This window comes from Shimia sediminis (assembly GCF_003990645.1).
Classification (GTDB): domain Bacteria; phylum Pseudomonadota; class Alphaproteobacteria; order Rhodobacterales; family Rhodobacteraceae; genus Shimia; species Shimia sediminis.
This window is the reverse complement of record NZ_RYZK01000008.1, coordinates 41,384-67,897: the sequence shown is the minus strand read 5'-3', so window position 1 is coordinate 67,897 and position 26,514 is coordinate 41,384. Positions and strand designations below refer to the sequence as shown.

The 26,514-nt window shown below is 60.4% G+C and carries 22 protein-coding genes; 11 read left to right on the top strand and 11 right to left on the bottom strand.

Annotated elements, in window-relative coordinates; genetic code table 11:
* Window positions 1-31: 31 nt before the first annotated feature.
* Window positions 32-655, bottom strand: a complete 624-nt coding sequence (locus EK369_RS15825) for a redoxin domain-containing protein (RefSeq protein ID WP_164727020.1) — start codon at window positions 653-655, stop codon at window positions 32-34.
* A gap of 375 nt (window positions 656-1,030) precedes the next feature.
* Between EK369_RS15825 and parE the strand changes: the two genes are divergently transcribed.
* Window positions 1,031-2,986 (top strand): DNA topoisomerase IV subunit B, encoded by a 1,956-nt coding sequence (gene parE / locus EK369_RS15820; RefSeq protein WP_127115236.1) that lies wholly within the window; start codon window positions 1,031-1,033, stop codon window positions 2,984-2,986.
* Between the two features lie 111 nt (window positions 2,987-3,097).
* On the opposite strand, the gene EK369_RS15815 is transcribed toward parE, so the two are convergent.
* Window positions 3,098-3,751: a cell envelope integrity protein TolA gene (locus EK369_RS15815; protein ID WP_127115235.1), complete on the bottom strand. Its 654-nt coding sequence runs from the start codon at window positions 3,749-3,751 to the stop codon at window positions 3,098-3,100.
* Window positions 3,752-4,134: 383 nt separating this feature from the next.
* Here EK369_RS15815 and EK369_RS15810 point away from each other — a divergent pair, with 383 nt between their 5' ends.
* The 4 genes from EK369_RS15810 (at window position 4,135) to EK369_RS15795 (ending at window position 6,444) form a co-directional block, all read left to right on the top strand.
* A complete protein-coding gene (locus tag EK369_RS15810; protein WP_127115234.1) occupies window positions 4,135-4,488 on the top strand; it encodes a hypothetical protein in 354 nt (117 codons plus the stop codon).
* Window positions 4,489-4,614: 126 nt separating this feature from the next.
* Window positions 4,615-4,935 carry a hypothetical protein gene (locus EK369_RS15805; RefSeq protein ID WP_127115233.1) on the top strand — a complete coding sequence of 107 codons (321 nt, stop codon included), beginning with the start codon at window positions 4,615-4,617 and terminating at the stop codon, window positions 4,933-4,935.
* A gap of 39 nt (window positions 4,936-4,974) precedes the next feature.
* Window positions 4,975-5,646 (top strand): hypothetical protein, encoded by a 672-nt coding sequence (locus EK369_RS15800; RefSeq protein ID WP_127115232.1) that lies wholly within the window; start codon window positions 4,975-4,977, stop codon window positions 5,644-5,646.
* Window positions 5,647-5,697: 51 nt separating this feature from the next.
* The gene (locus EK369_RS15795; protein WP_127115231.1) at window positions 5,698-6,444 is read left to right on the top strand and encodes a hypothetical protein; all 747 of its coding nucleotides are present in this window, start codon (window positions 5,698-5,700) and stop codon (window positions 6,442-6,444) included.
* A 48-nt stretch (window positions 6,445-6,492) separates the two neighbouring features.
* On the opposite strand, the gene EK369_RS15790 is transcribed toward EK369_RS15795, so the two are convergent.
* The 3 genes from EK369_RS15790 to EK369_RS15780 form a co-directional block, all read right to left on the bottom strand.
* Window positions 6,493-7,071, bottom strand: coding sequence for a PA14 domain-containing protein (locus tag EK369_RS15790; RefSeq protein ID WP_164727019.1), 579 nt, complete (start codon window positions 7,069-7,071; stop codon window positions 6,493-6,495).
* Between the two features lie 121 nt (window positions 7,072-7,192).
* Window positions 7,193-7,846 carry a phosphoglycolate phosphatase gene (gene gph, locus EK369_RS15785; protein WP_127115229.1) on the bottom strand — a complete coding sequence of 218 codons (654 nt, stop codon included), beginning with the start codon at window positions 7,844-7,846 and terminating at the stop codon, window positions 7,193-7,195.
* A gap of 87 nt (window positions 7,847-7,933) precedes the next feature.
* A complete protein-coding gene (locus EK369_RS15780; protein WP_127115228.1) occupies window positions 7,934-8,857 on the bottom strand; it encodes an MBL fold metallo-hydrolase in 924 nt (307 codons plus the stop codon).
* A 338-nt stretch (window positions 8,858-9,195) separates the two neighbouring features.
* Between EK369_RS15780 and aceE the strand changes: the two genes are divergently transcribed.
* The 3 genes from aceE to lpdA all read left to right on the top strand — a co-directional run bounded on the left by aceE (window position 9,196) and on the right by lpdA (window position 14,946).
* Complete coding sequence (gene aceE / locus EK369_RS15775) at window positions 9,196-11,850, top strand: pyruvate dehydrogenase (acetyl-transferring), homodimeric type (RefSeq protein ID WP_127115227.1); 2,655 nt, start codon at window positions 9,196-9,198, stop codon at window positions 11,848-11,850.
* Between the two features lie 84 nt (window positions 11,851-11,934).
* Window positions 11,935-13,200: a dihydrolipoyllysine-residue acetyltransferase gene (aceF, locus tag EK369_RS15770; RefSeq protein ID WP_127115226.1), complete on the top strand. Its 1,266-nt coding sequence runs from the start codon at window positions 11,935-11,937 to the stop codon at window positions 13,198-13,200.
* Between the two features lie 12 nt (window positions 13,201-13,212).
* On the top strand, window positions 13,213-14,946 hold the full coding sequence (lpdA, locus tag EK369_RS15765) for a dihydrolipoyl dehydrogenase (protein WP_127115225.1): 1,734 nt from the start codon (window positions 13,213-13,215) through the stop codon (window positions 14,944-14,946).
* A 152-nt stretch (window positions 14,947-15,098) separates the two neighbouring features.
* Here lpdA and EK369_RS15760 read toward each other — a convergent pair whose 3' ends face one another.
* Genes EK369_RS15760 through EK369_RS15750 form a run of 3 tightly spaced genes read right to left on the bottom strand, consistent with a single transcriptional unit; the run spans window position 15,099 to window position 18,636 of the window.
* Window positions 15,099-16,874, bottom strand: coding sequence for an SLC13 family permease (locus EK369_RS15760; protein WP_127115224.1), 1,776 nt, complete (start codon window positions 16,872-16,874; stop codon window positions 15,099-15,101).
* A gap of 44 nt (window positions 16,875-16,918) precedes the next feature.
* Window positions 16,919-17,821, bottom strand: coding sequence for a DMT family transporter (locus EK369_RS15755; protein WP_127115223.1), 903 nt, complete (start codon window positions 17,819-17,821; stop codon window positions 16,919-16,921).
* A complete protein-coding gene (locus tag EK369_RS15750; protein WP_127115222.1) occupies window positions 17,818-18,636 on the bottom strand; it encodes a TIGR00282 family metallophosphoesterase in 819 nt (272 codons plus the stop codon). Before EK369_RS15750 ends, EK369_RS15755 begins: the two co-directional genes overlap by 4 nt.
* A gap of 131 nt (window positions 18,637-18,767) precedes the next feature.
* Here EK369_RS15750 and EK369_RS15745 point away from each other — a divergent pair, with 131 nt between their 5' ends.
* The gene (locus tag EK369_RS15745; protein WP_127115221.1) at window positions 18,768-19,682 is read left to right on the top strand and encodes a homocysteine S-methyltransferase family protein; all 915 of its coding nucleotides are present in this window, start codon (window positions 18,768-18,770) and stop codon (window positions 19,680-19,682) included.
* Window positions 19,683-19,772: 90 nt separating this feature from the next.
* The gene (locus EK369_RS15740) at window positions 19,773-20,876 is read left to right on the top strand and encodes an alcohol dehydrogenase family protein (protein WP_235871446.1); all 1,104 of its coding nucleotides are present in this window, start codon (window positions 19,773-19,775) and stop codon (window positions 20,874-20,876) included.
* Window positions 20,877-20,977: 101 nt separating this feature from the next.
* On the opposite strand, the gene EK369_RS15735 is transcribed toward EK369_RS15740, so the two are convergent.
* On the bottom strand, window positions 20,978-21,541 hold the full coding sequence (locus EK369_RS15735; protein WP_127115220.1) for a 5-formyltetrahydrofolate cyclo-ligase: 564 nt from the start codon (window positions 21,539-21,541) through the stop codon (window positions 20,978-20,980).
* A complete protein-coding gene (gene mgtE / locus EK369_RS15730) occupies window positions 21,541-22,932 on the bottom strand; it encodes a magnesium transporter (RefSeq protein ID WP_127115219.1) in 1,392 nt (463 codons plus the stop codon). The genes EK369_RS15735 and mgtE overlap by 1 nt, the downstream gene beginning before the upstream one ends.
* Window positions 22,933-23,168: 236 nt before the next feature.
* Between mgtE and guaD the strand changes: the two genes are divergently transcribed.
* Window positions 23,169-24,461, top strand: a complete 1,293-nt coding sequence (gene guaD / locus EK369_RS15725; protein ID WP_127115218.1) for a guanine deaminase — start codon at window positions 23,169-23,171, stop codon at window positions 24,459-24,461.
* A gap of 172 nt (window positions 24,462-24,633) precedes the next feature.
* On the opposite strand, the gene EK369_RS15720 is transcribed toward guaD, so the two are convergent.
* Window positions 24,634-26,463, bottom strand: coding sequence for a BCCT family transporter (locus tag EK369_RS15720; RefSeq protein WP_127115217.1), 1,830 nt, complete (start codon window positions 26,461-26,463; stop codon window positions 24,634-24,636).
* Window positions 26,464-26,514 lie beyond the last annotated feature (51 nt).

Sequence of the window (26,514 nt, the reverse complement as noted above, 5' to 3'; positions counted from 1 at the left end):
GTTGCTTCGTCATGTCCGATGGCTAGAACCGTCAGAGATTATCCGTTCGGACAAACCGAAATCCGCGCAGCAACTCGCGCATCCGGCCGCCATATCGAGACTGAACCTCTGCCTCGTCAAGATGCACCGGCACCATCGCAGCATCGCCACTTTGCCAGTCACATGGCGTGTTCAACCCTGTGGCCTGATGCAGTTGCTCCGCCTCCAGCGCGCGAAGCATCTCCGGGAGACTGCGCCCCATGTTGATCGGATATTCTATGATCAGCTTAACCTTTAACGAAGGGTCGATCAGAAACATCTTTCGCACCGCATCGGCCTGTGTGCCTCTCCAATGGGTCATACCAAACAGTTCCGAGATCTGGCTGTTTTCGTCGAAAGCCATCGGAAACCAAATGTCACGGTCAAAATCCCGCTTGATCTGCCGCGCCCATTCAGTTTGAGTTTGTAAATTGTCCGCCGAGACGCCCAAAAGCTGTGCGTTACAAGCCTGCAGTTCCTCTCTTGCCATCGAAAAGGCCGCCATCTCTGTGGTGCCCACCGTGCCGCCAGTGAACGGTTGATTGAACAGAAATGTCCAACTTCCCTCGGCCCAGCTGAAGAATTCCAGTGGTCCGGCAGTGGTGGTGCATTGAAAGTTTGGAACAATGTCGCCCACGTGTGGCATCCATTGGTATCGGCGCCGATAGGAACCCGGGACAGATACGATGCTTGCCGCATCCTTAGAAACCGTATTCTCAAGCCACCGCCTGCCCATGTCTCACCTCATCCCAAGCTGCTCCAAAAAAATCGTTACCCTTAAGGGGCTTTCGGCACACAATCATGCAAACCCCTACCCCATACTTTACCTTTTAATAGAATTGGTCAAACACAATTTCCTCTTAAGGTTGCATTTTCCGAACGCTCTCATATGGAAATTCCGCTGATCTGCCCTGCCAAACCACGGCACCCGCAACGAGTATGCCTCTTCCCCCTCCCTCAATCCCCTGCCATAATACTCGCCAACCAAAACCAAGAATGAGCAGCCCGACACATGGCCAACGATCTCCTGACCGAGAGCAAGTCCGACGACTACGACGCCTCTTCCATCCAGGTCCTTGAGGACATGGAACACGTCCGCCTGCGCCCCGGCATGTATATCGGCGGTAAAGACGACCGTGCTCTGCACCACATGGTGGCCGAGATTGTCGACAACTCGATGGACGAGGCTGTGGCCGGACATGCCACGTGGATTGAGATCGAGTTGCATGAAAACGGCCATGTCTCGGTGCGCGACAACGGCCGGGGCATCCCCACGGGACCCCACCCCAAGGACCCGGAAAAATCAGCGCTCGAGATCATCTTTTGCACCCTGAACGCTGGCGGCAAATTCTCCGGCGACAGCTATGAAACCTCGGGCGGTCTGCATGGCGTCGGCTCATCCGTCGTGAACGCGCTGTCGGATCATCTGCGGGTCGAAGTGGCCCGCAACAAGGAACTCTACGCGATGACGTTTTCGCGTGGCATCCCGCAGGGCAAACTGGCCAAGATCGGCGCGGCCCCCAACCGGCGCGGCACCGCTGTCACCTTCCATCCCGATCCGGAAATCTTTGGCTCGCTGAAACTGAAACCCGCCCGCCTGTTCAAAATGGCGCGCTCCAAGGCCTATCTGTTCTCGGGCGTGGAAATCCGCTGGAAAACCGGCATCGACGATGGCGAAACCCCGGCCGAGGCCAAGTTCCACTTTCCCGGCGGTCTGTCTGATTACCTGAACGAGACCCTGTCCGGCGCCACAACCTATTCCGAACAGCCGTTTTGCGGCACCGTCAGCTTTGACAAGTTCAACGCTCCGGGCAAGGTCGAGTGGGCGATCAACTGGACACCGTCGCGCGATGGCTTCATCCAGTCCTACTGTAACACCGTTCCCACCCCCGAGGGCGGCACGCACGAGGCCGGGTTCTGGGCCGCGATCCTCAAGGGCATCAAAGCTTATGGCGAGCTGGTCAGCAACAAAAAGGCCGCGACCATCACCCGCGAAGACCTGACCACCGGTGCGGGCGCGCTGGTCTCCTGTTTTATCCGCGAGCCGGAATTTGTCGGCCAGACCAAGGACCGCCTCGCCACGGTCGAAGCGCAACGCATGGTCGAAAACTCGGTGCGCGACCACTTTGACAACTGGCTGGCCTCTGACACCAAATCCGCGGGCGCGATCCTCGACTTCCTCGTGCTGCGCGCCGAAGAACGCCTGCGCCGCCGTCAGGAAAAGGAAACCGCCCGCAAGACCGCGACCAAGAAACTCCGCCTGCCCGGCAAGCTGGTCGATTGCTCGGCCACCAACCGCGAGGGCACCGAGCTGTTCATTGTCGAGGGCGACAGCGCGGGCGGCTCGGCCAAGATGGCCCGCGACCGCAAGAACCAGGCGCTGCTGCCCTTGCGCGGTAAGATCCTCAACGTCCTTGGGGCCGCCTCGTCAAAACTCGGCACCAACGCCGAGATCAGCGACCTGACCCAGGCGCTTGGCGTCGGTTTGGGGACCAAGTTCAACGTCGACGACCTGCGCTATGACAAGGTCATCATCATGACCGACGCCGACGTCGACGGCGCCCATATCGCCGCCCTCCTGATGACCTTCTTCTTCACCCAGATGCGCCCCATGATCGACAAGGGCCACCTCTATCTGGCCTGCCCCCCCCTCTTCCGCCTGACCCAAGGCGCGAAACGCGTCTATTGCATTGACGAGGCCGAGCGGGATGTCTGGCTGGAAAAAGGCCTCGGCGGCAAAGGCAAGATCGACGTCTCGCGGTTTAAAGGTCTTGGGGAAATGGACGCCAAGGACCTCAAAGAAACCACCATGGACCCCGGTTCCCGCAAACTGATCCGCGTCACCATCGACGAAGACGAACCCGGCGAAACCGGCGACCTCGTGGAGCGCCTCATGGGCAAGAAACCTGAGATGCGGTTCCAGTATATTCAGGAAAACGCGCGGTTCGTGGAGGAGTTGGATGTTTGAGTTCGCTTGCACTGTTGAATACCACATGGCGGGCTACCTTAGCTTAGCAGTATGCCCATGCTTGCAAGGTTGACGTGGAGGTGAAGCCATAGTGCCCTACGAGGGTTCAAATCAGTCTGCATCCTCTGATCCAAAGCTTGGTAGACTCCAATTACTCGGATTGAACCAATCAAAGGAAACATCTGGCCATGTCCAGTCACCCGAATCTATCGAGCCAACTTTTTGGACAATCCAATCGTTAGCCTTCCAAAGCTTCTCAGGATCAAATCTGAGAGCTTCTGGTAATTCGCCAATTACTTCATTGGCTACTTCTGCACTAACACTCGCGACTTCTCTAGTGTACTGCTCAATGTCGCCGTCAGGGTTTTCGTTCTTCCACTGTTTGTAATCGCTATACTCAAACCCGGAAGCTATAACCGCGCCAATCATCGGAACTGCCACCGCAACTCGTCGAACTCGGCCTCTGGCCTTTTCTTTAGCAACCGCCTTGGAAACGGCTGCCTTTTGTTCGACTTCGGCTTCCGCTTTAGTCTTTGCGACTGCCCTTCTCTCTGCCAGTTCAGCCTTCGCTTTGGTTGCCGCGATCGCACTCGCCACCTCTGCCGCCTTCCAAATGGGCTGTAGCACAAAACTCAAAACTCCCAATCCGAGGTTCACCAACAAACTCGCGACCAAAACTAACTTCCAAGAAGTCCGCAAAAAAGTCGCAACGTACTTTACAAAGCCAGAAATGAATTGAAGAATTGGTGTTCTTTGATCACTCATGAACGTTCCCATGAAGAAAAAGCAATAGGGGGCCGCAATTTGGCTATGCGACTACCAAACCCTCGGGTGCAGGTCGCGTCAACCCAGCCTTACGTCACGGCGGCATGCCAAAAAGTACCTCTTTGGGACGCCAAACCCTTCAATCACAAGGTGGGGTAAACCCCACACTACGCTCCCTCCATCAACACCCCTCGCGCCCGTCTCGCCAAAGGCGAGCCACCCATATTCGGCGCGCCTCTGGTGCGACGGGGCGGGTCGGGCGCGTGCATGATGCGGGGCATCATGCATTGGGGAGTGGACAACGTGTGGTAGAGTCAGCATTCATAGAAACCAACAATTCAACTTTGCCCACGACATTCCTCCACACAAAACGCTTCATTCCCATGCATATTCTCAAATTCCTCTTCCCCCTGTTACTCGTCAGCCCCCTTGCAGCCAGCGAGCCTCACTCCATCACCTGCGCGCCCGACAACAGCCCGGAAACCCGCGCCAAGGTGATCGAAATTCTTAGGCCACACCCAGACCTCAAGTACGAGTTGGCCAACGGCGAGATGAATTCGATCGAGAAGGAGTTAGAGCATTACGATCTCATAATCTCCGATTGCGGCAAAACCTATGTCGCTGAGTTCGAAATCAACCAAAACGGCGTGACGGACGGGAGCATTCGAATAGGCGCAAACATGATCTTCACCATTTCTAAGACAACGGACAAGGTCATGTCGGTAGCCTTTGAATGATTGGAATTAAGGGGCTGACATCCCCCCCCTTACCAACCCCTTACCACCCCGCACGGTCGCACCGACGTCATACCGACGTGATACCGACGCGATACACACCCCGTTTTCCCGTGCTAATCTCCCCCCATGCGCCCCATTCTGATCCTCTGTCTCCTCCCCCTCCCCGCCCTTGCCCAGGACTACGAACGCACCCACATTTTTTGCGATCAATACGCCCGCTCCGCCGCCGGGCAATCCGGCACCGTCCGGGGTGGACGCAGCGGGGTTTGGGTCGGCGGCGCGGCGGGGGCCGTCACCAAGGGCTCCAAAGGGGCGGCCGCCGGCGGTCTGATCGGCGGCACCCTCGGGGCGGCGCAGGGCGGCAAATGGGACAAGCAAGTCATTGATTTCTTTTACCAAGAGTGCATTTCTGGCCACAAACTATCCGCCCCCTGGCCACCGAAATAGCCCCCTTGATCCGCGCCCATGTCCTGCTAACGTGATCCCATGCGCGCGCTGTTTCTGTTGCCTCTGGTCCTGATCTCCTGCACCCGCCCCCTCACCCCGTCCGAGGCCGCGTTCGCCAAGGCGTTGCAGGGCGAGACCATCGACACCCAGGCCGTGACCGTGGTGCGCGACGTGCCCATGGCCTCATTCACCGTCGAACGCGAGGCCCGCCCCCGCCTCACCTGCCGTGAACGCATCCTCCCTGCCCCAAAAACCGAGACCGTCACCGTCTCACCTGCTGCCGTGGTGGTCTGGAATACTGCTTATTATTCAAAGGATTGGCACAAGCCCGACTTTATGGAGGGCTACCCACAAAAGATGGACCTGATCGACGCCATGCTGTTCGGGCACGAGATCACCCACGTCTGGCAATGGCAGAACCGCAAGGAAACCGGCTATTCGCCCTGGCGCGCGGCGGGCGAGCACAAGAACGGCGCTGACCCCTATCTGTTCGACATCTCCACCAGCACGGATTTCCTGGAGTATGGCTATGAACAACAGGCCAGCATCGTCGAGGAATACATCTGCTGCGCCCTGCTTGATCCAAAGGCCCCGCGCACCCATCGCCTTAAAAACCTGATCTCTCAGGCCATGCCGATCAGCACCCTGCCCCGCCCGGACTCTTTGCGCATCCCCTGGAAGGACGCCCAGATCGACGGCATCTGCCGCTGACACTTGCGTGAGCGGCCTTGTCCCGCCCTGCGGCACCCGTACACTCGCCCCATGTCCAATCTTTTCCAGTCCGCACAGCTGCCGCTCATGATCGGATGCTTTCTGATCGGGGCCCTGTTGACCCTGATTCTGTTCCGCATGCCTCCAAGCGATAAGCCGTGGCGGATTGCCGACCTTGTGTGGGTGGTGCTGGGTGGTATCGGCGCGCTCACGGCCCTGATCGCGGGTATCTATGCCGAGGACAGCACGCGGCTCGAACGTCAGGTTGCCATCGCCCACGAGGCCTCGATCCGGTTCGATCACGACGCCGCGCGGTTCCGGCTGACCTATTGCGAGGCGACACAGTCCGACACTGCCATCCCGCTTTGTGAAAAGGTCGAATTCCTCTCGGCCTCAACCGCCAAGAACGCGGCCCTGCCGCTGTTCATCTCCGCCACCCAAAGGGCAGCGCCGCTTCGGAACCTGCCCATCTTCGGGCGCATGAAAACAGGCATGCCCGAGATGATCGAGACCGCTGATGCCTTTGATCCGGACACATTTCTGGCCTTTGAAACGCGCGATCCGACCACGAACGCCGCACTCATCAAGGCCCGCAAAACCGATCCCGCGATGGCCGCCGACTATCAGGTTCTGGCGCTGGCCTACGATCACCTGATTGCCCAGGTTTCCCGGCTCAAGATCGAATGGGACGTGCTGCGCGCCAACGCGCATATCCTGCTGCTGCAGATGATCGCGCTGTGTCTTGTGGCCTTTGCGGCGCCATTCCGGCTGGGCAAATCCCTGAAAGACCTGATCTGACGAAAAAAGGGGCCGCGCGGCCCCTCTCTCAACGCATATGCGTTTGGCTTACTTGTAGCCAAAGGCGCTGTTGGGGATCAGCTGCACCGATCCACCGGGCGCTTTCCATTCCGATTCCAGACAGGCAGTGCCTTCTTTCTGAAAGTAGAGTGCCTTGAAATCATACCAGCCCGCCTTGGGCACATTCACCTTGGGGCGACCGGCGCTGGAACAGGGGGTGATCTCGTCCAGCTTGGCCACGGACTTGCCGCTGATCCAGAATTGCGCCCCGTCATTGGTGAAGAACTCCAGCTCGTAAACCCCGGCCGAGGGGAACTTGATATAGCCGCTGATGTCAGCCACGACCAGTTCGGGAATACCCGCGGTCAGCACCGGCGCGCCCTTACCCTTGTCCGGATAGTTCAGCCCTTTCAAAGGCTTACCGGGCTTGCTCGAGTTCTTGATCCGGCCTTTCGCCGCGCCCAGAGACCGCACCTGACGGTCGCCGGTGAAGTACTTGACCTTCAGGCCCTGCTTCAGACCGCTCGGCTGCGGGTTCGCCGGGGTGAGTTCGATCACACCCGCCGTCGCGACCGAGGCCGCAACCATGACACAGGCAGCAAGCAATCCTGCAAACAGCTTCTTCATGAATTCTTCTCCCTCAAAACCCCGCGCAATCCGGGGGAAAACCTTAACATACCTTGTTAACTTAGGCGTGGAATTTGTATTAGACAATCCCGTGCGCAAGGCTCTGCCACCGCGCGCGGGATCAACCCGCAAAATGCGCGCGCACGATGTCAGGCAGATGACAGAACTCATCAAATGCGTAATCATGCGCAATCTCTGCCACGGGGCGCTTGCGATATCCCCTGGTGAACAACGCAAAACCAACCCCCGCATTCACGGCCGTTTCGGCATCCACTTCACTATCGCCAACATAGAGCGCGGCACCGCCCCCCAGCCCTGCCAGCGTCGCCTGCAGCATCTCTGGTGCGGGCTTGCGGGTGGGCAGGCTGTCGCCACCGATCACCGTGGTGAAATAGCCGTCCAGCCCCATTTCACACAACAGATGCACCGCAGGCCCATGAGGTTTGTTGCTGCAGACCCCCATCGCATAGCCCGCGCCCTGCAAGGATTTCAGCGCCTCCTCCATCCCCGGATAAGGCTGCGCCAGCTTGGCCGGCGTGGTTTGGTAAATGGTCAGCAAATCCGCCGTAATACGCGCATGGTCGGCCAGGTCCATACCCCGGTGATCCATCACCCGTTCCGCCAGCTTGGGCAGGCCGTTGCCGACAAATGACGTGACCGTGGCGATATCCAGCGCCTCCTGGCCTTCGTCGGCCAGCATCCGGTTCACCGCCAGATGAATGTCGGGCACACTGTCCACCAGCGTGCCGTCCAGATCAAAAACCACAGCCTTCATGCCCTGCCTCCGCGTGATTGCGCCTTGGGTTCCGGCCCTCACACAGGCCCTCACACAGGCGCCTGCGCACCGCCAAAGCCCGAGGGTCTACGCGCCGTCGGGCACAAACCGATAGGTATCGCCGCTGCGCTCGACGTGGCCCATGCCCCCTTGCGGCAAGTGATAGCCGATCAGCCGGGTCTTGTCTGCCGCCAACTGGTCCAAAAGCGACTGGCGCGTCGCGACCGCCGTGGCCCCGTCCTGATCCGAGCCGCTCTCCCACCCCGGTGCCGCAAAGGCAACGTGGTGATTGCCAATGGCGTCGCCCACGACCATGACGCTTTCACTGCCCTGACGCAGCTCAAACGCCATATGGCCCGGCGTGTGCCCGTAAGAGGCCCGCGCCGCCACCCCGGGCAGGATTTCCGCGCCATCGTCAAACAGCGTGATGGCGTCTTCGATCATTTCCATCCGGCGCTTGGCCCCGATCGCCATGGTGGTGCGCGCCGCCTCGATCGTGTCGACGGTCTTGGGGTCCCACCAGTAATCCCACTCGGCACGCCCCATCATGTACTGCGCCTCGGAGAACAGCGGGTCGTCAAAATCATCCAGCACCCCCCACAGGTGATCGGGGTGGCAATGGGTAAAGACAACATGGGTCACCTCCTCGGGCGCGACCCCGGCCTCGTCCAGCGCGTCGATCAACAGACCTGCGCTGTCCTGAAACCCGGTGCCCGAACCAACGTCAAACAGCACCGTGCGCTCGCCATCCTGCATCAGCGTCACATTGCACTCCGGCGTCAACGGGCCTTCAGTAATGCCAAACTCGGCCCGGATCGGGGCGAGCTGATCCTGAGGCATCGGGGCAAAGATGAATTCCGGCGGCAGCGTCAAGGTGCCATCCGACAGGGTGCGGATCTGCATGCTGCCCAGCGTTGCGGTATTTGCGGCAAAGGACGGTCTCAGACCCAATCCCGCCAGCCCTACGCTGGCCCCGGCCCCCTGCAACAGGCGTCTGCGCGTCAATGTCATGTGAATGTCCTCTTCCCTCATGTCGCAATTTGCAACATGCTGACATTCAAATGTGTGAATGGCAAGATGTTGGTTACAGGCGCTGGTGGTCGAACCTTATGCCGCGCGCCCCTTGCGACACCATCACCACCGACACCAGAAAAGCGCCCCCATGCCGCTCGGACCAATGCGGATCGCCATCCCTGTCGCCCTTTCCGACCAATTATTTTGCGAAATACCCAATACTACGAGTGTCCCTCTTGCTGCATGACTGCTATGACGCCAGCGACCTAGCTAAGTAGTTTAACATTAAACTATAAGCACCCAACGCCACGTTACTTAGAGGGAGGACGCTGGATATGGCGACCCATTTCGAAGACATCGACCCCATTGAAAGCCGTGAATGGCAGGACGCGGTCGAGGATGTCATTGCCCGCGACGGTGCCGACCGCGCCCATTATTTGCTGGACAAAGCTGTGCAACAGGCCCGCGCCTCGGGTGCCAACCTGCCGTTCTCGTCCACCACGCCCTATCAGAACACCATCCCGGCCGACGATCAGGAACCCTTCCCCGGTGATCTCGACATGGAATGGCGCATCCGCACCATCAACCGCTGGAACGCCATGGCCACCGTCGTGCGCCGTAACAAGGAATCCTCGGAATACGGCGGCCACATCGCCTCCTTTGCCTCATCCGCAGTCATGTATGATATAGGGCTAAACCATTTCTGGCGCTCCAAGTCCGCGATCCACGGCGGCGACCTTGTCTTCTTCCAGGGCCACGTCATCCCCGGCATCTATGCGCGCTCCTTCATGGAAGGACGCCTGAGCGAAGAGCAGATGGAGAACTTCCGCTCCGAGGTGAACGGCAAGGGCCTCTCGTCTTACCCCCACCCCTGGCTGATGCCCGACTACTGGCAGTTCCCGACCGTCTCAATGGGTCTCGGCCCGCTCATGGCGATCTATCAGGCGCGGTTCATGAAATACATGCACAACCGCGGCCACATCGACATGGCCGACCGCAAGGTCTGGTGTTTCCTTGGTGACGGTGAGATGGACGAACCGGAATCGCGCGGCGCCATCGACCTTGCCGCTCGTGAAGGCCTCGACAACCTGATCTTTGTGGTCAACTGCAACCTGCAACGCCTTGATGGCCCGGTCCGTGGCAACCACAAGATCGTTCAGGAGCTCGAAGGCGACTTCCGCGGCGCTGGCTGGAACGTCATCAAGCTCCTCTGGGGCAAAGGCTGGGACGATCTGCTAGAGAATGACACCTCGGGCAAGCTGCGTCAGTTGATGGACGAAACTGTTGATGGCGACTACCAGACCTTCAAATCCAAGGATGGTGCCTATATCCGCAAGCATTTCTTCGGCAAGTACCCCGAGACCGCCAAGCTGGTCGAAGACTGGAGCGATGAACAGATCTGGTCCCTGCGTCGCGGCGGCCATGACCCGCAAAAGGTCTACACCGCCTTCAAACGCGCGACCGACACCAAGGGCACGCCCACCTGCCTGCTTGTGAAAACCGTCAAAGGCTATGGCATGGGCTCGGCGGGTGAAGGCATGAACATCACCCACCAGCAAAAGAAGATGGCCGAGGATCAGCTGCGCGCCTTCCGCGACCGCTTTCAGATCCCGGTCAGCGACGAAGACCTGCCCAAGGCCCCCTTCGTCAAGCTGAACAATGCGCAGAAATCCTATCTCGCCGACCGCCGCAAGGCTCTGGGCGGCGAATTCCCCAAGCGTTTCTCGGACGCGCCGTCGCTACCCATCCCGGCGTTGGACAAGTTCGAAACCCAGCTCAAGGGCACCGGCGAGCGTGAGATTTCCACCACCATGGCCTTTGTCCGCATCCTGACCACGCTGTTGCGGGACAAAGAGATCGGCAAGAACATCGTGCCGATTGTGCCGGACGAAAGCCGCACCTTTGGCATGGAAGGCTTGTTCCGCTCGGTTGGCATCTACAACCCCGAAGGCCAGAAATACACGCCCGAAGACGCCGACCAGATGATGTACTACAAGGAAACGACCAACGGTCAGGTCCTGCAAGAGGGCATCAACGAAGCCGGTGCCATGGCCGACTGGATCGCCGCCGCCACAGCCTACAGCAACCACGGCGTGCCGATGATCCCCTTCTTCATCTACTATTCCATGTTCGGCTTCCAACGCATCGGCGACCTCGCTTGGGCTGCAGGCGACAGCCGTGCGCGCGGCTTCATGCTGGGCGGCACCGCAGGCCGCACCACGCTGAACGGCGAGGGCCTGCAACATGAAGACGGCCACAGCCATATCATCGCGGGCACCATCCCGAACTGCATCACCTATGACCCGACCTTCCAGTTCGAAGTCGCCGTCATCGTGCAGCACGGGCTGAAACGCATGTATCAGGAACAGGAAGACGTTTTCTTCTATCTCACCCTGATGAACGAAAACTATGCCCACCCCGACATGCCCATGGGCGTCGAGGATGAGATCATCAAAGGTCTCTACCGCTTCAAAGAGGTCAAGAAGCCGACCAAGAAGCATGTCACCCTGATGGGATCGGGCACCATCCTCGTTCAGGCCCTCAAAGCCGCCGAGATGCTCGAAGAAGACTTTGGCGTCACAGCCGAAATCTGGTCAGCCCCCAGCTTCAACGAACTGGCCCGTGATTGCCAGGACGTCGCCCGCTGGAACCGCCTGAACCCGCTGGAAGAGCCGAAGGAAAGCTTTGTCAGCCAGCAGCTCAGCAAGGCCAAAGGCCCGATCATCGCGGCCACCGACTACATGAAGAACTACGCCGAGCAGATCCGCACCTGCGTTCCAAACCGCTACACGGTTCTGGGCACGGATGGATTTGGCCGCTCCGACAGCCGCGTGAACCTGCGCCGCTTCTTCGAGGTGGACGCCAACCACATTGCCGCTGCCGCCATGGTAGACCTCTACCGCGAGGGCAGCATCACCAAGAAAGTGCTGGAAAGCGCACTTGCCAAATACGACATCGACGGCGCCAAGCCGAACCCGCGCCTGGTGTGATCGGGACACGGACGCTTGCCGAGCAAAAGTGGAAACCGGTTTTGCGGTTAAGGCAAGCGCCCACAAAGAATTGGAGAATTTGACATGACTATCGAAGTAAAAGTTCCCGACATCGGCGATTTTGACAATGTGCCCGTGGTGACCGTTCTGGTCAGCGTCGGCGACGTGATCGCGGTGGAAGATCCGATTGTCGAGCTGGAAAGCGACAAGGCCACGATGGAAGTGCCCTCGTCCGCAGCGGGCACCGTAAAAGAGATCAAGGTTGCCGAAGGCGACAACGTTTCCGAAGGCTCACTGATCCTGGTGCTTGAGGGCGAAGGTGGTGCGGCCGAACCGGCCATCGAGGCCGCTCCTGCCGCTGCCGCCCCGGCCCCCGCAGCGCCTGCCGCCCCCGCGGCTCCGGCGGCGCCTGCTCCGGCTGTGACAGATGCTGGCTTTGGCAAAGCACATGCCTCGCCCTCAGTCCGCGCATTCGCTCGTCAGTTGGAGATTGATCTGGCATCGGTGAACGGATCGGGCCGCAAGGGCCGCATCCTTCGCGAAGACATCACCGCGTACCTCAAATCCTCAACCGCCGCTGCCCCCGCCGCAGCCGGTGCGGCCCAAGGCGGCATGGGCATCCCGCCAATCCCTGCCGTGGACTTCTCGAAATTCGGCGCAATCGAAGATGTCGAGATGCCCCGCATCAAAAAGATCAGCGGCCCGGCCCTGCATCGCTCGTGGCTGAACATCCCGCATGTCACCCACAATGACGAGGCCGACATCACCGACCTCGACAAATACCGCAAGGAAATGGACACGATGGCCAAGGAAGACGGCTATCGCGTGACCTTGCTGAGCTTTGTCATCAAGGCCAGCGTTTCGGCGCTGAAGCAGCACTGGGAAGTCAATTCGTCGATCCACCCGGACGGCGACAAGCTGATTAAGAAATCCTACTACAACATCGGGTTTGCTGCGGATACGCCGGGTGGCCTGATGGTCCCGGTGATCAAAGACGCAGACAAAAAAGGTCTGGTCGAGATTTCCAAAGACCTGATGGAACTGTCCGGCAAGGCCCGCGCAGGCGAACTGAAATCTGCTGATATGCAGGGCGCCACCTTCACCATCTCGTCGCTCGGCGGCATTGGCGGCACCTCGTTCACCCCCATCGTGAACGCGCCCGAAGTGGCGATCCTCGGCCTGACACGCAGCAAAATGGCCCCGGTCTGGAACGGCGAAGAATTCGTGCCGCGCCTGATGCAGCCTCTGTCGCTGTCTTATGACCACCGTGCCATTGACGGGGCCTTGGCCGCCCGGTTCACCGTGACCCTGAAAACCCTGCTTGCCGATATGCGCAAGCTGATGTGGTAAGGAGAGACCCCCATGGACATCAAAGTACCCGATATTGGTGATTTCTCCGAAGTCCCCGTTGTGTCGATCCTCGTCTCGGTTGGCGACACTGTCGCCGCCGAGGACCCGCTGATCGAACTGGAAAGCGACAAGGCCACGATGGAAGTGCCCGCGCCCGCCGCCGGTGTGGTCAAGGAAATCAAAGTGGCCGAAGGTGACAATGTCTCCGAAGGCACCACGATCATGATCTTCGAAGGTGCTACAACCGAAGAGGCCCCGAAAGGGACCGATGAGGCCTCTGCCGCACCCGCCGCACCCCAGGCCATCGCCGCCACCGGCACCGCCACCGGCGCAGGTGACGTGCACGCCGAAGTCGTCGTCCTCGGCTCTGGCCCCGGTGGCTACACCGCCGCCTTCCGCGCGGCCGACCTTGGCAAATCCGTCGTGCTGATCGAAAAAGACGCCTCCCTGGGCGGTGTCTGCCTCAATGTCGGCTGTATCCCGTCCAAGGCGCTCCTGCACGCCGCCAAGGTCATGACCGAGGCCGAAGACATGGCCCATCACGGCATCACCTTCGCCAAACCCTCGGTCGATCTCGACGCGCTGCGTGGCTGGAAAGACAGCGTGATCACCCAGCTCACGGGCGGCCTCGCTGGCCTCGCCAAGGCCCGCAAGGTTCAGGTTGTGAACGGCTACGGCACCTTCACCGGCCCCAACATGATCGAAGTCGACAACGATGGCGCGAAATGCACCGTCAGCTTCGACCAGTGCATCATCGCCGCTGGCTCAGAACCCGTCACCCTGCCTTTCATCCCGCATGACGACCCCCGCGTGATCGACTCCACCGGCGCGCTGGAACTGCAGGACATTCCCGAACGCCTACTGGTCCTCGGCGGCGGCATCATCGGCCTGGAAATGGCCTGCGTCTATGACGCTTTGGGCACGAATGTGACCATTGTCGAGTTCATGGACCAGATCATCCCCGGTGCCGACAAAGATATCGTCAAACCCCTGCACACCCGGATCAAGGGCCGCTACGAAGCCATCCTGACCAAAACCAAGGTCACTGCGGTCGAAGCCACCGACGAAGGCCTGAAAGTGACAATGGAAGGCCCCGACGGCGAAAAGACCGACACCTTCGACAAACTCTTGGTCGCGGTGGGCCGCCGCCCCAACGGCGCCAAGATCAACGCCGCCGCAGCTGGCGTCGCCGTGGACGAACGCGGCTTTATCGCCGTCGACTCCCAACAACGCACCGGCCAAAGCCACATCTTCGCCATCGGCGACGTGGTCGGCCAACCGATGCTGGCGCATAAAGCGGTACACGAAGGCAAGGTCGCCGCCGAAGTCACCGCAGGCCACAAACGCCACTTCGACGCCCGCGTGATCCCCTCGGTCGCCTACACCGACCCCGAGGTCGCCTGGGTCGGCGTCACCGAAACGCAGGCCAAGGCAGAGGGCATTAAACTGGGCAAAGGCTCCTTCCCCTGGGCCGCCTCGGGCCGCTCGCTCTCGCTGGGACGCTCCGAAGGCATCACCAAGGTGCTGTTTGACGAACACGAACGCGTCATCGGCGCGGGCATCGTCGGCCCCAACGCCGGTGACCTGATCGCCGAAGTGGCGCTGGCGATTGAGATGGGTTCCGACGCGGTGGATCTGGGACACACCATCCACCCGCACCCAACCCTCTCGGAAACCATCAACTTCGCCGCCGAGATGTTCGAAGGCACTATCACCGACCTGATGCCCCCGAAAAAACGCAAGTAACCAGGGCGCGGGCCGCGATACTTTATGCGGTCCGCCCCTGCTTCATTTCGCCAAAAATACTCCGGGGTGAATTGGCCCTTCAGGGCCAAGAGGGGCAGCGTCCCTGTTAGCGCGCCGTAGGTCGGACAAATTTGTCCGACCTACCACAGGTCTCACAAAGGCCAGAACCATGGGATCAACGCCGAGGCGATCACACCAATCGACAGGTTCAGCGGAATGCCCACCCGCATGAAATCGGTGAACCTATAGCCCCCCGGCCCATAGACCATCATGTTGGTCTGATAGCTGATTGGCGTGGCAAAGGTGGCGCTGGCGGCAATCATCACCGCAATCACCAAGGGCCGCGGATCAACACCCAACGACAGCGCAATCCCGATGGCCACCGGCGTCAGAACCACCGCCACCGCGTGGTTGATGGTCTCTGACAAAACCGAGGTCAAAAGATAAATCGCCCAGACGATAAAGAACGGCGGCAGCCCCGCGATATAGGGCGAAATCGCATGCACGATCAGCTCAATCGCCCCTGATGTCTCCAGCGCGGTCGCCACCGCCAGCATGGCAAAGATCAACGCCAACAGACGCCCGTCGACAAAACCAAAGGCCTCATCGCTGTCGATACACCGCGTCAGGAACACCGTCGCCATCGCCAGAACCGCCAGCAACAGGATGGGCGCGACGCCAAAGGCCGCAAGGATCACGATGCCCGCCAACGCCCCAATGGCAATCGGCGCATGGCTGCGGCGATAGGCACGGTCGGTGGGCTTGGCCACATCCAACAGGTTCATTTCCGAGGCAAGGCGCTGAATGTCCTCGGGCGCGCCCTCGAGCAACAGCGTATCCCCCGCCTGAACCACCAGATCATCCAGCTGACGCCCGATGTTCTTGTCCCGCCGGTGGGCCGCCAGCGGATAAACCCCAAACCGGCGGCGCAGGCGCAGATCGCCCAGACGGCGGCCAACCATCTTGCAGTTCGGCGTGATCAGCGCCTCGACCGTGGTGGTTTCCACCGCCGACACCTGATCGACGCGCTTCAGCGATTTGTTGCGTTGCAGGCTCAGCAGTTCGGTCATCTTGGTGCGCAACACCACACGGTCGCCCACCTGCAGCACCACCTCTTTCAGGTTGCGTCGCAGCGAGGCATCGCCGCGGATCACGTCCACCAGCCGCACGCCGTCGCGTTTGAACAGCTGCACATCCAGCGCCTCGCGCCCGATCAGGTTCGAATCCGGCGGGATCACCGCCTCGGTAAAGAACTTCTTGGCCGCCTTGTCGGTCAACAGATCCGCCATGCTGTCCCGGCTGGGCAACAGGCGCGGCGCGATGAACGCCAAATAGGCCCCGCCCCAGATCGCCAGAATGATCGCCAGCGGTGTGACCTCAAAAATCGTGAAAGGCTCCAGCCCACGATCCCGCGCCACGCCGTCCACCAACAGGTTGGTCGAGGTGCCGATCAGCGTCAGACAGCCGCCTAAGATGGCCGCATAGCTCAAGGGAATCAGGAACTTGCTGGCCGAGATGTTCAGCTTGCGCGCCAATTGCACAAACACCGGGATCATCACCACCACAACCGGCGTGTTGTTCATGAACGCCGAGGCCACCATGACAAAGATCATCAGCGCCCCGATGGCAATTGCCGGATTGCGATCGGCCTGCGCCTCGGCCAGTTGCGTGAACCAGTCCAGCGCCCCGGTCCTGACCAAGGCCCCCATGACAATGAACATCGCCGCAATCGTCCAGGGCGCCGGGTTCGACAGAACATGCAACGCCTCTTTATAGGGCAACAACCCCAGGATCAGCATGACCGAAGCCCCGGCAATGGCCACCACCTCGGCCGGATAGGCTTCGCGCATGAACAGGGCGAACATGCAGACCACCACGCCCAACGCCAGAAACGCCTGCGTGGTCTGAGAAAACTCGAATAATTCCATAGGTCTTCCGTACTTGTCCCGGTGTTACAATTGCCGATGCGCCCTCACGGGGCAAGCGTCTCTTTTTGTTTCGGCTGCACCAGAAACACCCCCCCGAGGATCAGCCCGGCCGCCGCCCAGAACCACGGCGAATAGCTTTCGTTCAGGATCAGCATCGCCCAGATCACGCCTGTGGCGGTGACCGCATAGCCCACCTGTGACGCAAAAACCGAGCCCGCGCGCCCCACCAGCCAGACATATGACGCATAGATCACCGCATGAATGACCGACGACGCCACCAACGCCCATTCCGCAGCACCAAAGGGCCGCAACGGCGAGATGAACTGCCCGGTGCCCAGCGCCAGCGGCAGCGTGATCACGGCCCCCACCACCGAGGCCCCGAACAACACCTGGATCGGATCCAGCCCGCCCAGCCCCCAGCGGGCGACAAAATTGCCTTCGAACGCGTAGCACAGCACCGCCACCAGCGTCAGCGCCATCCACGGAACCGCCGCGCGGTCCGGCAGGCTCGCCTCGGGCAGCACCAACAGCAACACCCCCGCCAGCCCCAGAGCCAGCCCGCTCAGCCGCCGCATCTGGAACCGCTCCAGCGACAGCATCAGCGCAATCGGAAAGGCCGCCATCGGCACCAGTGACATCAGCACCGACTGCACCCCCGACGGGATATGCACCAGCGCCTTGAACGAGGCGCCGTTGGGAATGATGGTGCCGATCAGGGCGATGATGACATAAAGCCTCAGCGCCGGCGCCGTCAGCGGCAATGACCGCCCGGTGATCAGCGTCACACTGCCCAGTGTGGTCACCCCGATCACCAATTGCCAGAAGATCAGGCCAAACTGCTGATACCCGGTGCTGACCGCAATCTTGGCCAGCGGCTGAGTCAGGCCCCAACCTGTGCCCATGCCAATCAGAACCAGCGTGTAAAAGACCAGCTGTCGCCGGGTCATACAGGACCAGCCTGCGCCAACCGCCCGCCCTGACGGACCATCTCGACACGGGTGGCGGCGCCGGTGCGGTCGTCGGTCTCGACGTAAAGCCCCGACAGCGTCGCCTCGCCCAGCGCCGGTGTGAATCGCGCCTTGGGCATGCCGGTCACGAACCGGCGCATCGGCTCGGTCTTTTCCATGCCGATCACGCTGTCATAATCGCCACACATGCCCGCGTCCGACTGAAACGCCGTGCCCTTGGGCAGGATCTGCGCATCTGCGGTCGGTACATGCGTATGGGTGCCGACAACCACGCTGGCGCGGCCATCGCAGAAATGCCCCATGCCCATCTTTTCCGAGGTCGCCTCGCAGTGAATATCAATCAACGAGGCCTGTACCATGCCGCCGCGCGGGTACTTGCGCAGCACCCCGTCAACGGCAGAAAACGGATCGTCGAACGGGCGTTTCATGAACACCTGCCCCAGCGCCTGCGCCACCAGAACCTTGCGGCCACCGCGCGCCTCGAACACGCCATGCCCGCGCCCGGGCACATCGCCATGGGCATAGTTCATCGGACGGATGATACGCGGCTCGGTCTGGATGAACTGCATCATGTCCTTCTGGTCAAAGGCATGATCCCCCAGCGTCACCACATCCGCCCCTGCATCCAGCAGCAGCTTGGCGTGGTCTGCGCTCAGCCCCATGCCATTGCTGGCATTCTCGCCATTCACCACGACAAAATCCAAGCGCCACGCATCCCGTAGGCGTGGCAGGTTGTCCCTCACGGCAGCACGCCCGGCGCGCCCCATGACATCTCCGAGGAAAAGCATCTTCATGCTCCATGGCCTATCGCTATCTGTCAGCCCGGGCAAGAGGCAGCCACCCCCGAAAGACCCGATCAGGATGCCGCACGCCCGACAATGTGCTAGAATGCCCCCGCGACCGGGACCCCTACGAAAGAAACGCCATGCCCAGACCCTTGCCCCACGAGGCCGACACCCCCTTCATGGTCTACGCCGGAACCGGCACCGACCTGATTTTCAACCGCGGCGTCAACCTGCCCGGCTTTGCCTCATTTCCGCTGCTTGAGAACCCGAACACGCGGGCGGTCATGGCCCAGCAGATGCAAGAGCTTGTCGACCTAGCAGGCGAGATGAACCTCGGCTGCATCCTTGATGCGCCAACCTGGATGGCCAATGCCGACCGCGCCGCGCCCCTTGGCTATGACGCCCAGCGCCTTGCCGTGGTGAACATCGAAGGCGTTGCCCTCATGGAAGAGGTCCGCCAAGCAGCAGATCGCGACGACGTGCTGGTCTCGGCCTGTATCGGACCGCGCCATGACCCCTATGCCGACATCCCCTCGATGACCACGGATCAGGCGCGCCGCTATCACACGGCCCAAATGACCACCCTGCGCGACACATCAGTGGATCTCGTCACTGCCTACACCTTCAACCGCCCCGCCGAGGCCGCAGGCTGCATCCTTGCCGCTGACGATGCCGGACTCCGGATCGTGATGTCGCTGGTTGTTGAAACCGACGGATGTCTTGACGATGGCACCCCGCTCAATCAGGCGATTGACCAAATCGACGCCGAGACCGACGCCGCCGCGGCGTTCTTCATGATCAACTGCGCCCACCCCAGCCATTTCGCCGACAGCCTCACCGCCCATCCGCGCCTGCAAGGCGTTGTCGCCAATGCCTCGCGCTGCTCCCATGCCGAGCTGGACGAGGCCGACAGCCTCGATGATGGCAACCCGCAGGAACTGGGTCAGGAGGTGGCCGACATCCTGCACCGGAACCCGGCCATCCGGGTCTTTGGCGGCTGCTGCGGCACCGACATGCGCCACCTGCGCGCCATGGCCAAGGCGTCCCGATCCTGACCCCGCGCGCCAAGGCATTTCGAAATGCCTTGCACCGTTGCGCAAAAATCGGGAACGCTGCGCAAAATGCCCTTGCCTGCCGGAGCCCCCATGCAGTTCAACAAAGACCCCAACCGCTTTGCCATCACCCCCGGTTCGCGAACCATGAAGGCGGTCGTCACCCTCGGCAATGGCGGCGTCGATATGCTGAGTTACCGGGATGTGCCGATCCCCACCCCCGGCCCCGGTCAGGTCCTGCTGAAAGTCGCCGCCGCCGGCGTCAACAATACCGAGATCAACACGCGGCTCGGCTGGTACTCTTCCAGCGTGACAGGCGCCACCGAAGACACGCAGGATGTAGAGGCCAGCGACGGCGGCTGGAACGAGGAAACCCCCTTTCCCTTTATCCAGGGCACCGACTGCTGCGGTCATGTCGCCGAGGTTGGCCCGGGTGTGTCCGAGACCCGCATCGGCGAACGCGTGCTGGTCCGCGCCTGCATGCGGCTTGATGGCTACGACACCATGGACAACATCTGGATGGCCTCGGACTTTGACGGCGCCTTTGCGCAATATGTCGTCGTACCCGCCTCCGAGGCCATGGCGGTGACCTGCGACTGGTCAGACGCCGAATTGGCCACCATCCCTTGCGCCTATGCGACCTCGGAAAACATGGTGCACCGCGCGGGCGTCAAACGTGGGGATACTGTCCTGATCACCGGCGCCTCGGGCGGTGTCGGCTCGGCCACGGTCCAACTGGTCAAACGCCGCGGTGCCCGCGTCATCGCCATCGCAGGGGCCAGCAAAATGGATCAGGTCCGCGAGCTTGGCGCCGATGTGGTGCTGGAACGCGGCACCAATCTGGTCAGCGACCTCGGCAAAGAAAGCGTCGACGTGGTGATCGACAATGTCGCCGGAGACGGCTTTCCCCCGATGCTCGAACTCCTCAAACGCGGCGGCAAATATGCCTCTTCCGGGGCCATTGGCGGGCCAATCGTCGAAATGGACATGCGCAACCTTTACCTCAAGGACATCACCCTGATCGGTTGCACCGCATGGGACGAACCTGTCTTTGCGAACCTGATCGGTTACATCGAGCGGGGCGAGATTCGCCCGCTTCTGGCCCGGACGTTCCCCCTACACGAGATCGCCGCTGCCCAGACCGAGTTCATGAAAAAAACCCACGTCGGAAACTTTGTGCTGATCCCCGAGGCCTAAGGCAGAAAACACCGCAATAAGGTAAGGTTTTCCTCCATAACCATGTTGTACAACTTGGTTAAGTGCCCCGAAAAAAGGTGTACAAGATGGTCATTTCGCGCTCAGAAGCTGCGAATGCCGCTTTCCGTGACGATCATGTCGAGCGGCTGATCCGTCGGCTCCAGCGGCAGGTCCTCGGCCTCTTGCGCATCAAAGGCAAAGCCGATGGCCAGCGTGGCGCGCCGCGCCCGCAGCCGTTCCAGCGTGCGGTCGTAGAACCCGCCGCCATAGCCCAAACGCCCCCCCTGCATGTCAAAGGCGACCAGCGGCACGATCAGGATTTCGGGGTCAAAATAATCATCTATTTCAGGCACTTGCGCGCCAAACGGGCCTTCTTTCAACGGCCCGTCTGGCTCCCATCTGGAAAACTCCAGCGGCAGGCCAGCCCCCTGGATAACCGGCACCCCTACCGGTCCATAGGCCGCCGCCTCGGCCATGGCAGCCAGCGGATTGATCTCGGTGCGGATCGGCATGTACCCCGCCAAGGGCACACCGCGATAGCCCGCCAGCACCTCGGACAAAAACCCCGCCTGCCCCGGCCCCACCACCTCAAACGCGGCCTTGCGCCGGGCAAATGCGGCCTTGCGCGCGGCGGCTTTGACCTCAGATAAATCTATATTTTTCATTATGTTAGCACCAACGCCGCCAGTCCGAGAAAGGCAAAGAACCCGATGACATCCGTGACCGTCGTCACGAAGGTCCCCGAGGCCAGAGCCGGGTCAACACCCACCTTGTCCATAACAATCGGCACAACGGTCCCCGCCAGTCCGGCAACGACCAGATTGATCACCATAGCGGCAGCAATGATATAGCCCAGATCCAACGAGCCGAACCACAACACCCCCACTCCGCCCATGATCACGGCAAAGGCCACCCCGTTGAGAAGCCCTGTCAAAACCTCGCGTCGGATCACCCGCCAGACGTTCGCGCCGGTCAGATCTTTGGTCGCAATGGCGCGCACCGCCACGGTCAGAGACTGGGTCCCCGCATTGCCGCCCATCGAGGCCACGATTGGCATAAGTACCGCTAATGCAACGAATTTTTCAATCGTCCCTTCGAAGATCGCGATCACCCCCGAGGCCAGAATCGCCGTCAACAGGTTCACGCCCAACCATGGAAAACGTTGCCGCGCCGTGGCAGACACGGTGTCCGTCAACGAGCTTTCCCCGACGCCCGCAAGGCGCAGGATGTCTTCCTCGTGCTCTTCATCCAGCACCGCCATCGCATCGTCGATGGTGATGACACCCACCAGCCGATCATTCTCATCCACCACCGGCGCCGAGATCAGGTGATACTGGTTAAAGGCATAGGCCACGTCCTCTTCGTCCTGGTGGACCGGGATAATCTGAAAGACCTCTTCCAGAATATCCCTAAGAGGCACCTCCCGGCGCGACGACATGATACGTCCCAGCGTGACGTTTCCGATCGGCCGCATTTTGGGATCGACCAGGATTACGTGGTAGAATTGTTCGGGGAGTTCCTCGGCTTCTCTAAGGTAATCAATGCATTGGCCCACGTTCCAGTGCTCTGGCGCCCAGGCCGTTTCGCGCTGCATCAGGCGGCCAGCGGACTCTTCCGGATAGGCCAGCGCCTGCTCCACAGCGACGCGATCTGCATCCTCAAGAGCGTCAAGGATCGCCTCTTGCTGCGGCTCATCCAGATCCTCGACCAGGTCTACAACGTCATCGGATTCCAGGTCCCGCACCGCCTCGGCCAGAACGTCCGGTTTCAGAAGCGAAATGATCTCTTCCCGCACGCTTTCGTCGAGTTCCGACAGGATGTCGCCATCAAACTCGCGGTCGTAAAGCTCGATCAATCGGCGTCGGTCAAAGGCATTGATCTGCTCGAGAAGGTCAGCAATATCAGCCGGGTGCAACGGATCCATCAGGGCTGTCAGCCCGTTTTGGTCCCCACGATCGACCGCAAACAGAATGGCCGTGACCGCTTTGGGATCAAGCAGATAGGCATCTTCCTCGATATCGGTTTCGGGGGGGATCTGATCGAATTCCTGACTCATGACGCACCCTCCTTGCCGCTTGTCGCGGACCATAGGGGAAAATCCGGGCGAAACTCAACGGAAAGCGACGCACGCGGGGCTTATTTTCACAGCACATGCACCTCTGACGAGGGCAAGCCCGGATTTTATTGAAAGTCCAACAGGACCTATTGCACACGGGCCATTTCGGGGGCAGCCTTGTTCCCCTATAGCCTGAGTGCCGCAAGGTTCGGCATAGGCGCAGGCAGGAGACAGAGATGAGCGAACAGGTTCTTTTGCTGGGACAGACACTTGGGTTTGCCGCAAACCCTTTTGACCTGCCTCTGGACGAAGCCGTGATCCATCATCGGCGTGGTGGCGTTCTCGTCGGTGGCGGAAAAATTCTCGCGGTGGGGGACCGCGACGAGCTGAAACAGCAGCACCCGCAGACAAAAACTGTGGACTATGGCGAAAAGCTGATCACCGCAGGCTTTGTCGACGCCCATGTGCATTACCCGCAGACCGGCATCATTGCCAGCTGGGGCAAGCGGTTGATCGACTGGCTGAACAGCTACACCTTCCCAGAGGAAATGCGCTTTCACGACGCCGACTATGCCGCTGATATTGCAAAGCTCTACTTTAACCTGACTCGCAGTCATGGCGTCACGACCATGGTCAGCTATTGCACCATTCACCCCGAGTCGGTGGATGCCTTTTTCAATGAAGCCCAGATGCGCAACCAGCGCGTCGTCGCCGGCAAAACCTGCATGGACCGCAACGCTCCGGGCGGGCTGCGTGACACGGCACAATCCGCCTATGACGACAGCAAGGCCCTGATTGGCAAGTGGCACGGTCTGGACCGGTTGAGCTATGCCATCACACCACGATTCTCGCCCACATCGACGCCCGAGCAACTTCGTGCCCTGGGTGATCTCTGGACCGAGCATCCAGAATGTCTGATGCAAACCCACCTCAGTGAACAGACCGACGAAATTGATTGGGTGCTCGGCCTCTACCCCGAGGCGCGGGACTATCTGGATACCTATGAAATGTTCGGCCTTCTGGGGGAAAAGGGCCTCTATGGCCACGCCATTCACCTGCAAGACCGCGAACGCGCGCGACTGAAAGAGGTGGGCGCGGGGTTGATCCACTGCCCCACCTCGAACACCTTTATCGGGTCGGGGCTGTTCGACATGGGCGGGCTGATGGCCGAGGGCCAGCGCGTCGGTCTCGCCACGGACACCGGCGGCGGATCAAGCTTTTCGATGCTGCGCACCATGGCCGCAGCTTACGAAGTCGCGCACCTGCGCCACACCTCGCTGCATGCCGCCCAACTGATCTGGCTGGCGACTGCAGGCTCTGCCGCGGCACTGCATATGGAGAACAAGATCGGCAACCTGACGCCGGGGCTCGAGGCTGACCTTGTGGTCCTCGACCTGGCCTCGACCCCCGATATCGCCCAGCGCACCGCACGCGCCGACGACCTTTGGGAGGCGCTCTTTCCGACCATAATGATGGGGGATGATCGTGCGATTGCGGACGTCTGGATCAACGGGTCAAACCAAATCTGACCGATGTGTCACCGGTGTGGGAAATCCTCCCGCCAGAGGCAATCCCGAGACAACGGGCCAAAGGCCCGGTGGCGAGATATCCAGCGCGCCGAAGGCGCACAATTCAATACCACCTGTACAAACGAGAACCGGGCGGCCTGAACCGCCCGGTTTTCTTGTTTTTTAGATCTGCTTACTCAGCAGCGGTGATCTTGTTTCTCTTGCCATCACGATAAAGCGCCTTGGCAAGTGCGACGCACATGAGGCCCATCACCATGGTGAACGGCAAAGCACCAATGATCATGGCATTTTTCAACGCATCCATTGGATTGTTCTCGCCCGCTGCCAGGATCAAGGTCCCAATCACTGCCGTCAGGATCAGACCCCAGACGATACGGTGCTTGATGCCGGTTTCCTGCTCGCCGCCGGACATGATGGTGTTCATCACCAGAATGCCCGAGTCTGCCGAGGTAACAAGGAAGGTCATGATCAGAACCACGCACATGATGGTCAGTCCCGACAACAACCCGCCATCGATCATTTGGGCCAGCGTAGCGAACAACTGGTTGGTCTGTGAGGCGCCGGTGATGGCACCCGCGGCGCTTCCGGTCAGTTCCAGATCAATCGCCGTGCCACCCAGAATGGTCATCCAGGCAAAACACACGAGTGCCGGTGCAAAGACACAGCCAACGATGAATTCGCGCACGGTGCGACCTTTGGAAATCCGCGCCAGGAACAGACCCACGAAAGGTGAGAAGGCAATCCACCAGGCCCAGTAGAACGTGGTCCAGCCAGCCTGCCAGCCGAACTGGCGCTGAGCGTTGCCTGCCTCGTAGACTGCTGCCAGCGTGGCATCGTCCAACTCGGCAGCGGCTCCTTTGAGACCGGATTTGAAGGTCTCGAACCCATCAGAACCACCCCAGGCACCCCATGCGTTGGTTGCGCCGCCAATCAGGTCATCGGCCAGCGGTTTGGCCGCCTCGGGCAGTGCAGCAGCAAATGCGGCAGCATCCTGCGGACCGTAGGCACCAAAGCTGAGCGACACAAAGTTGAGGATGTAGTCGATGAATGCGGAGCCATAGGTGCTCATGGCAAAGGCGAAAGAGCCAAAGATCACGAAAGTCGTCAACAGGATCAACGACAGCACGAGGTTCAGGTTCGACAGGTACTTCACCCCACGCCCCACACCGGACACGGCCGAAAGGATCGACAGCCCCATAATCACGATCAACCCTGAGACCAGACCGACCTTGCTGGGCACCGGCACGTCACCGGCCGAGTTCATGATCCACTCAACCCCAGTGATCGCATAAACACCATCGATGAACTGGCTCACGCCAAACCCGATCGTGACCGAAACCCCCAGAATGGTGGCAACAACACCCAGAACATCGACAACATGGCCCAGAAAGCCGTTCATCAGCGGACCGAACAATGGCGTCAGTGCAGAACGGATGGTGAGCGGCATATCGCGCGTGTAGGCGTAATAGGCAAGGCTGAGGCCAGTGACCACGTAGATCGCCCAGGCATGGAAACCATAGTGCGCAAACGTGTAACGATAGGCCGATTGCACGGCGGCCTCGGTGTTCCCGGCAACTTCACCGGCAACCACCACGGGGTTGGACCCCCAGAGGCTCAGCGGTTCGGCAGTGGCAAACACCATCAGACCGACACCCAGACCGGCCCCAAACATCATCGAGAACCAGGAAAAGTTGGAAAACTCGGGCTTTTCTCCGGGTTTGCCCATGAGCTGTGATCCGGTTTTCGGCAGCACGGCAATAACAAACAGGAAGAACGCGAAAAAGCCCACAATCAGAATGTAGAACTGGTTGAAGATATTGAGCAACTGGCTGTTCAGACTGCCCAGCGTGCCATTTGCATTGGCCGGCCAGATCAGCGCCCACAGAACCAGCGCGACCATTATACCCTTGGACAAGAGTGCAATCTCGACGCTGTTGCCCTGATAGAATCCGCCGCCGGCTTTACGGATCTGAAGTTCCGTAAAAGGTGGTTTGATAGACATGTGTTTCCTCCCTGATCACACATTTCATGCAGTGTGGGAGGATCAGCCGCG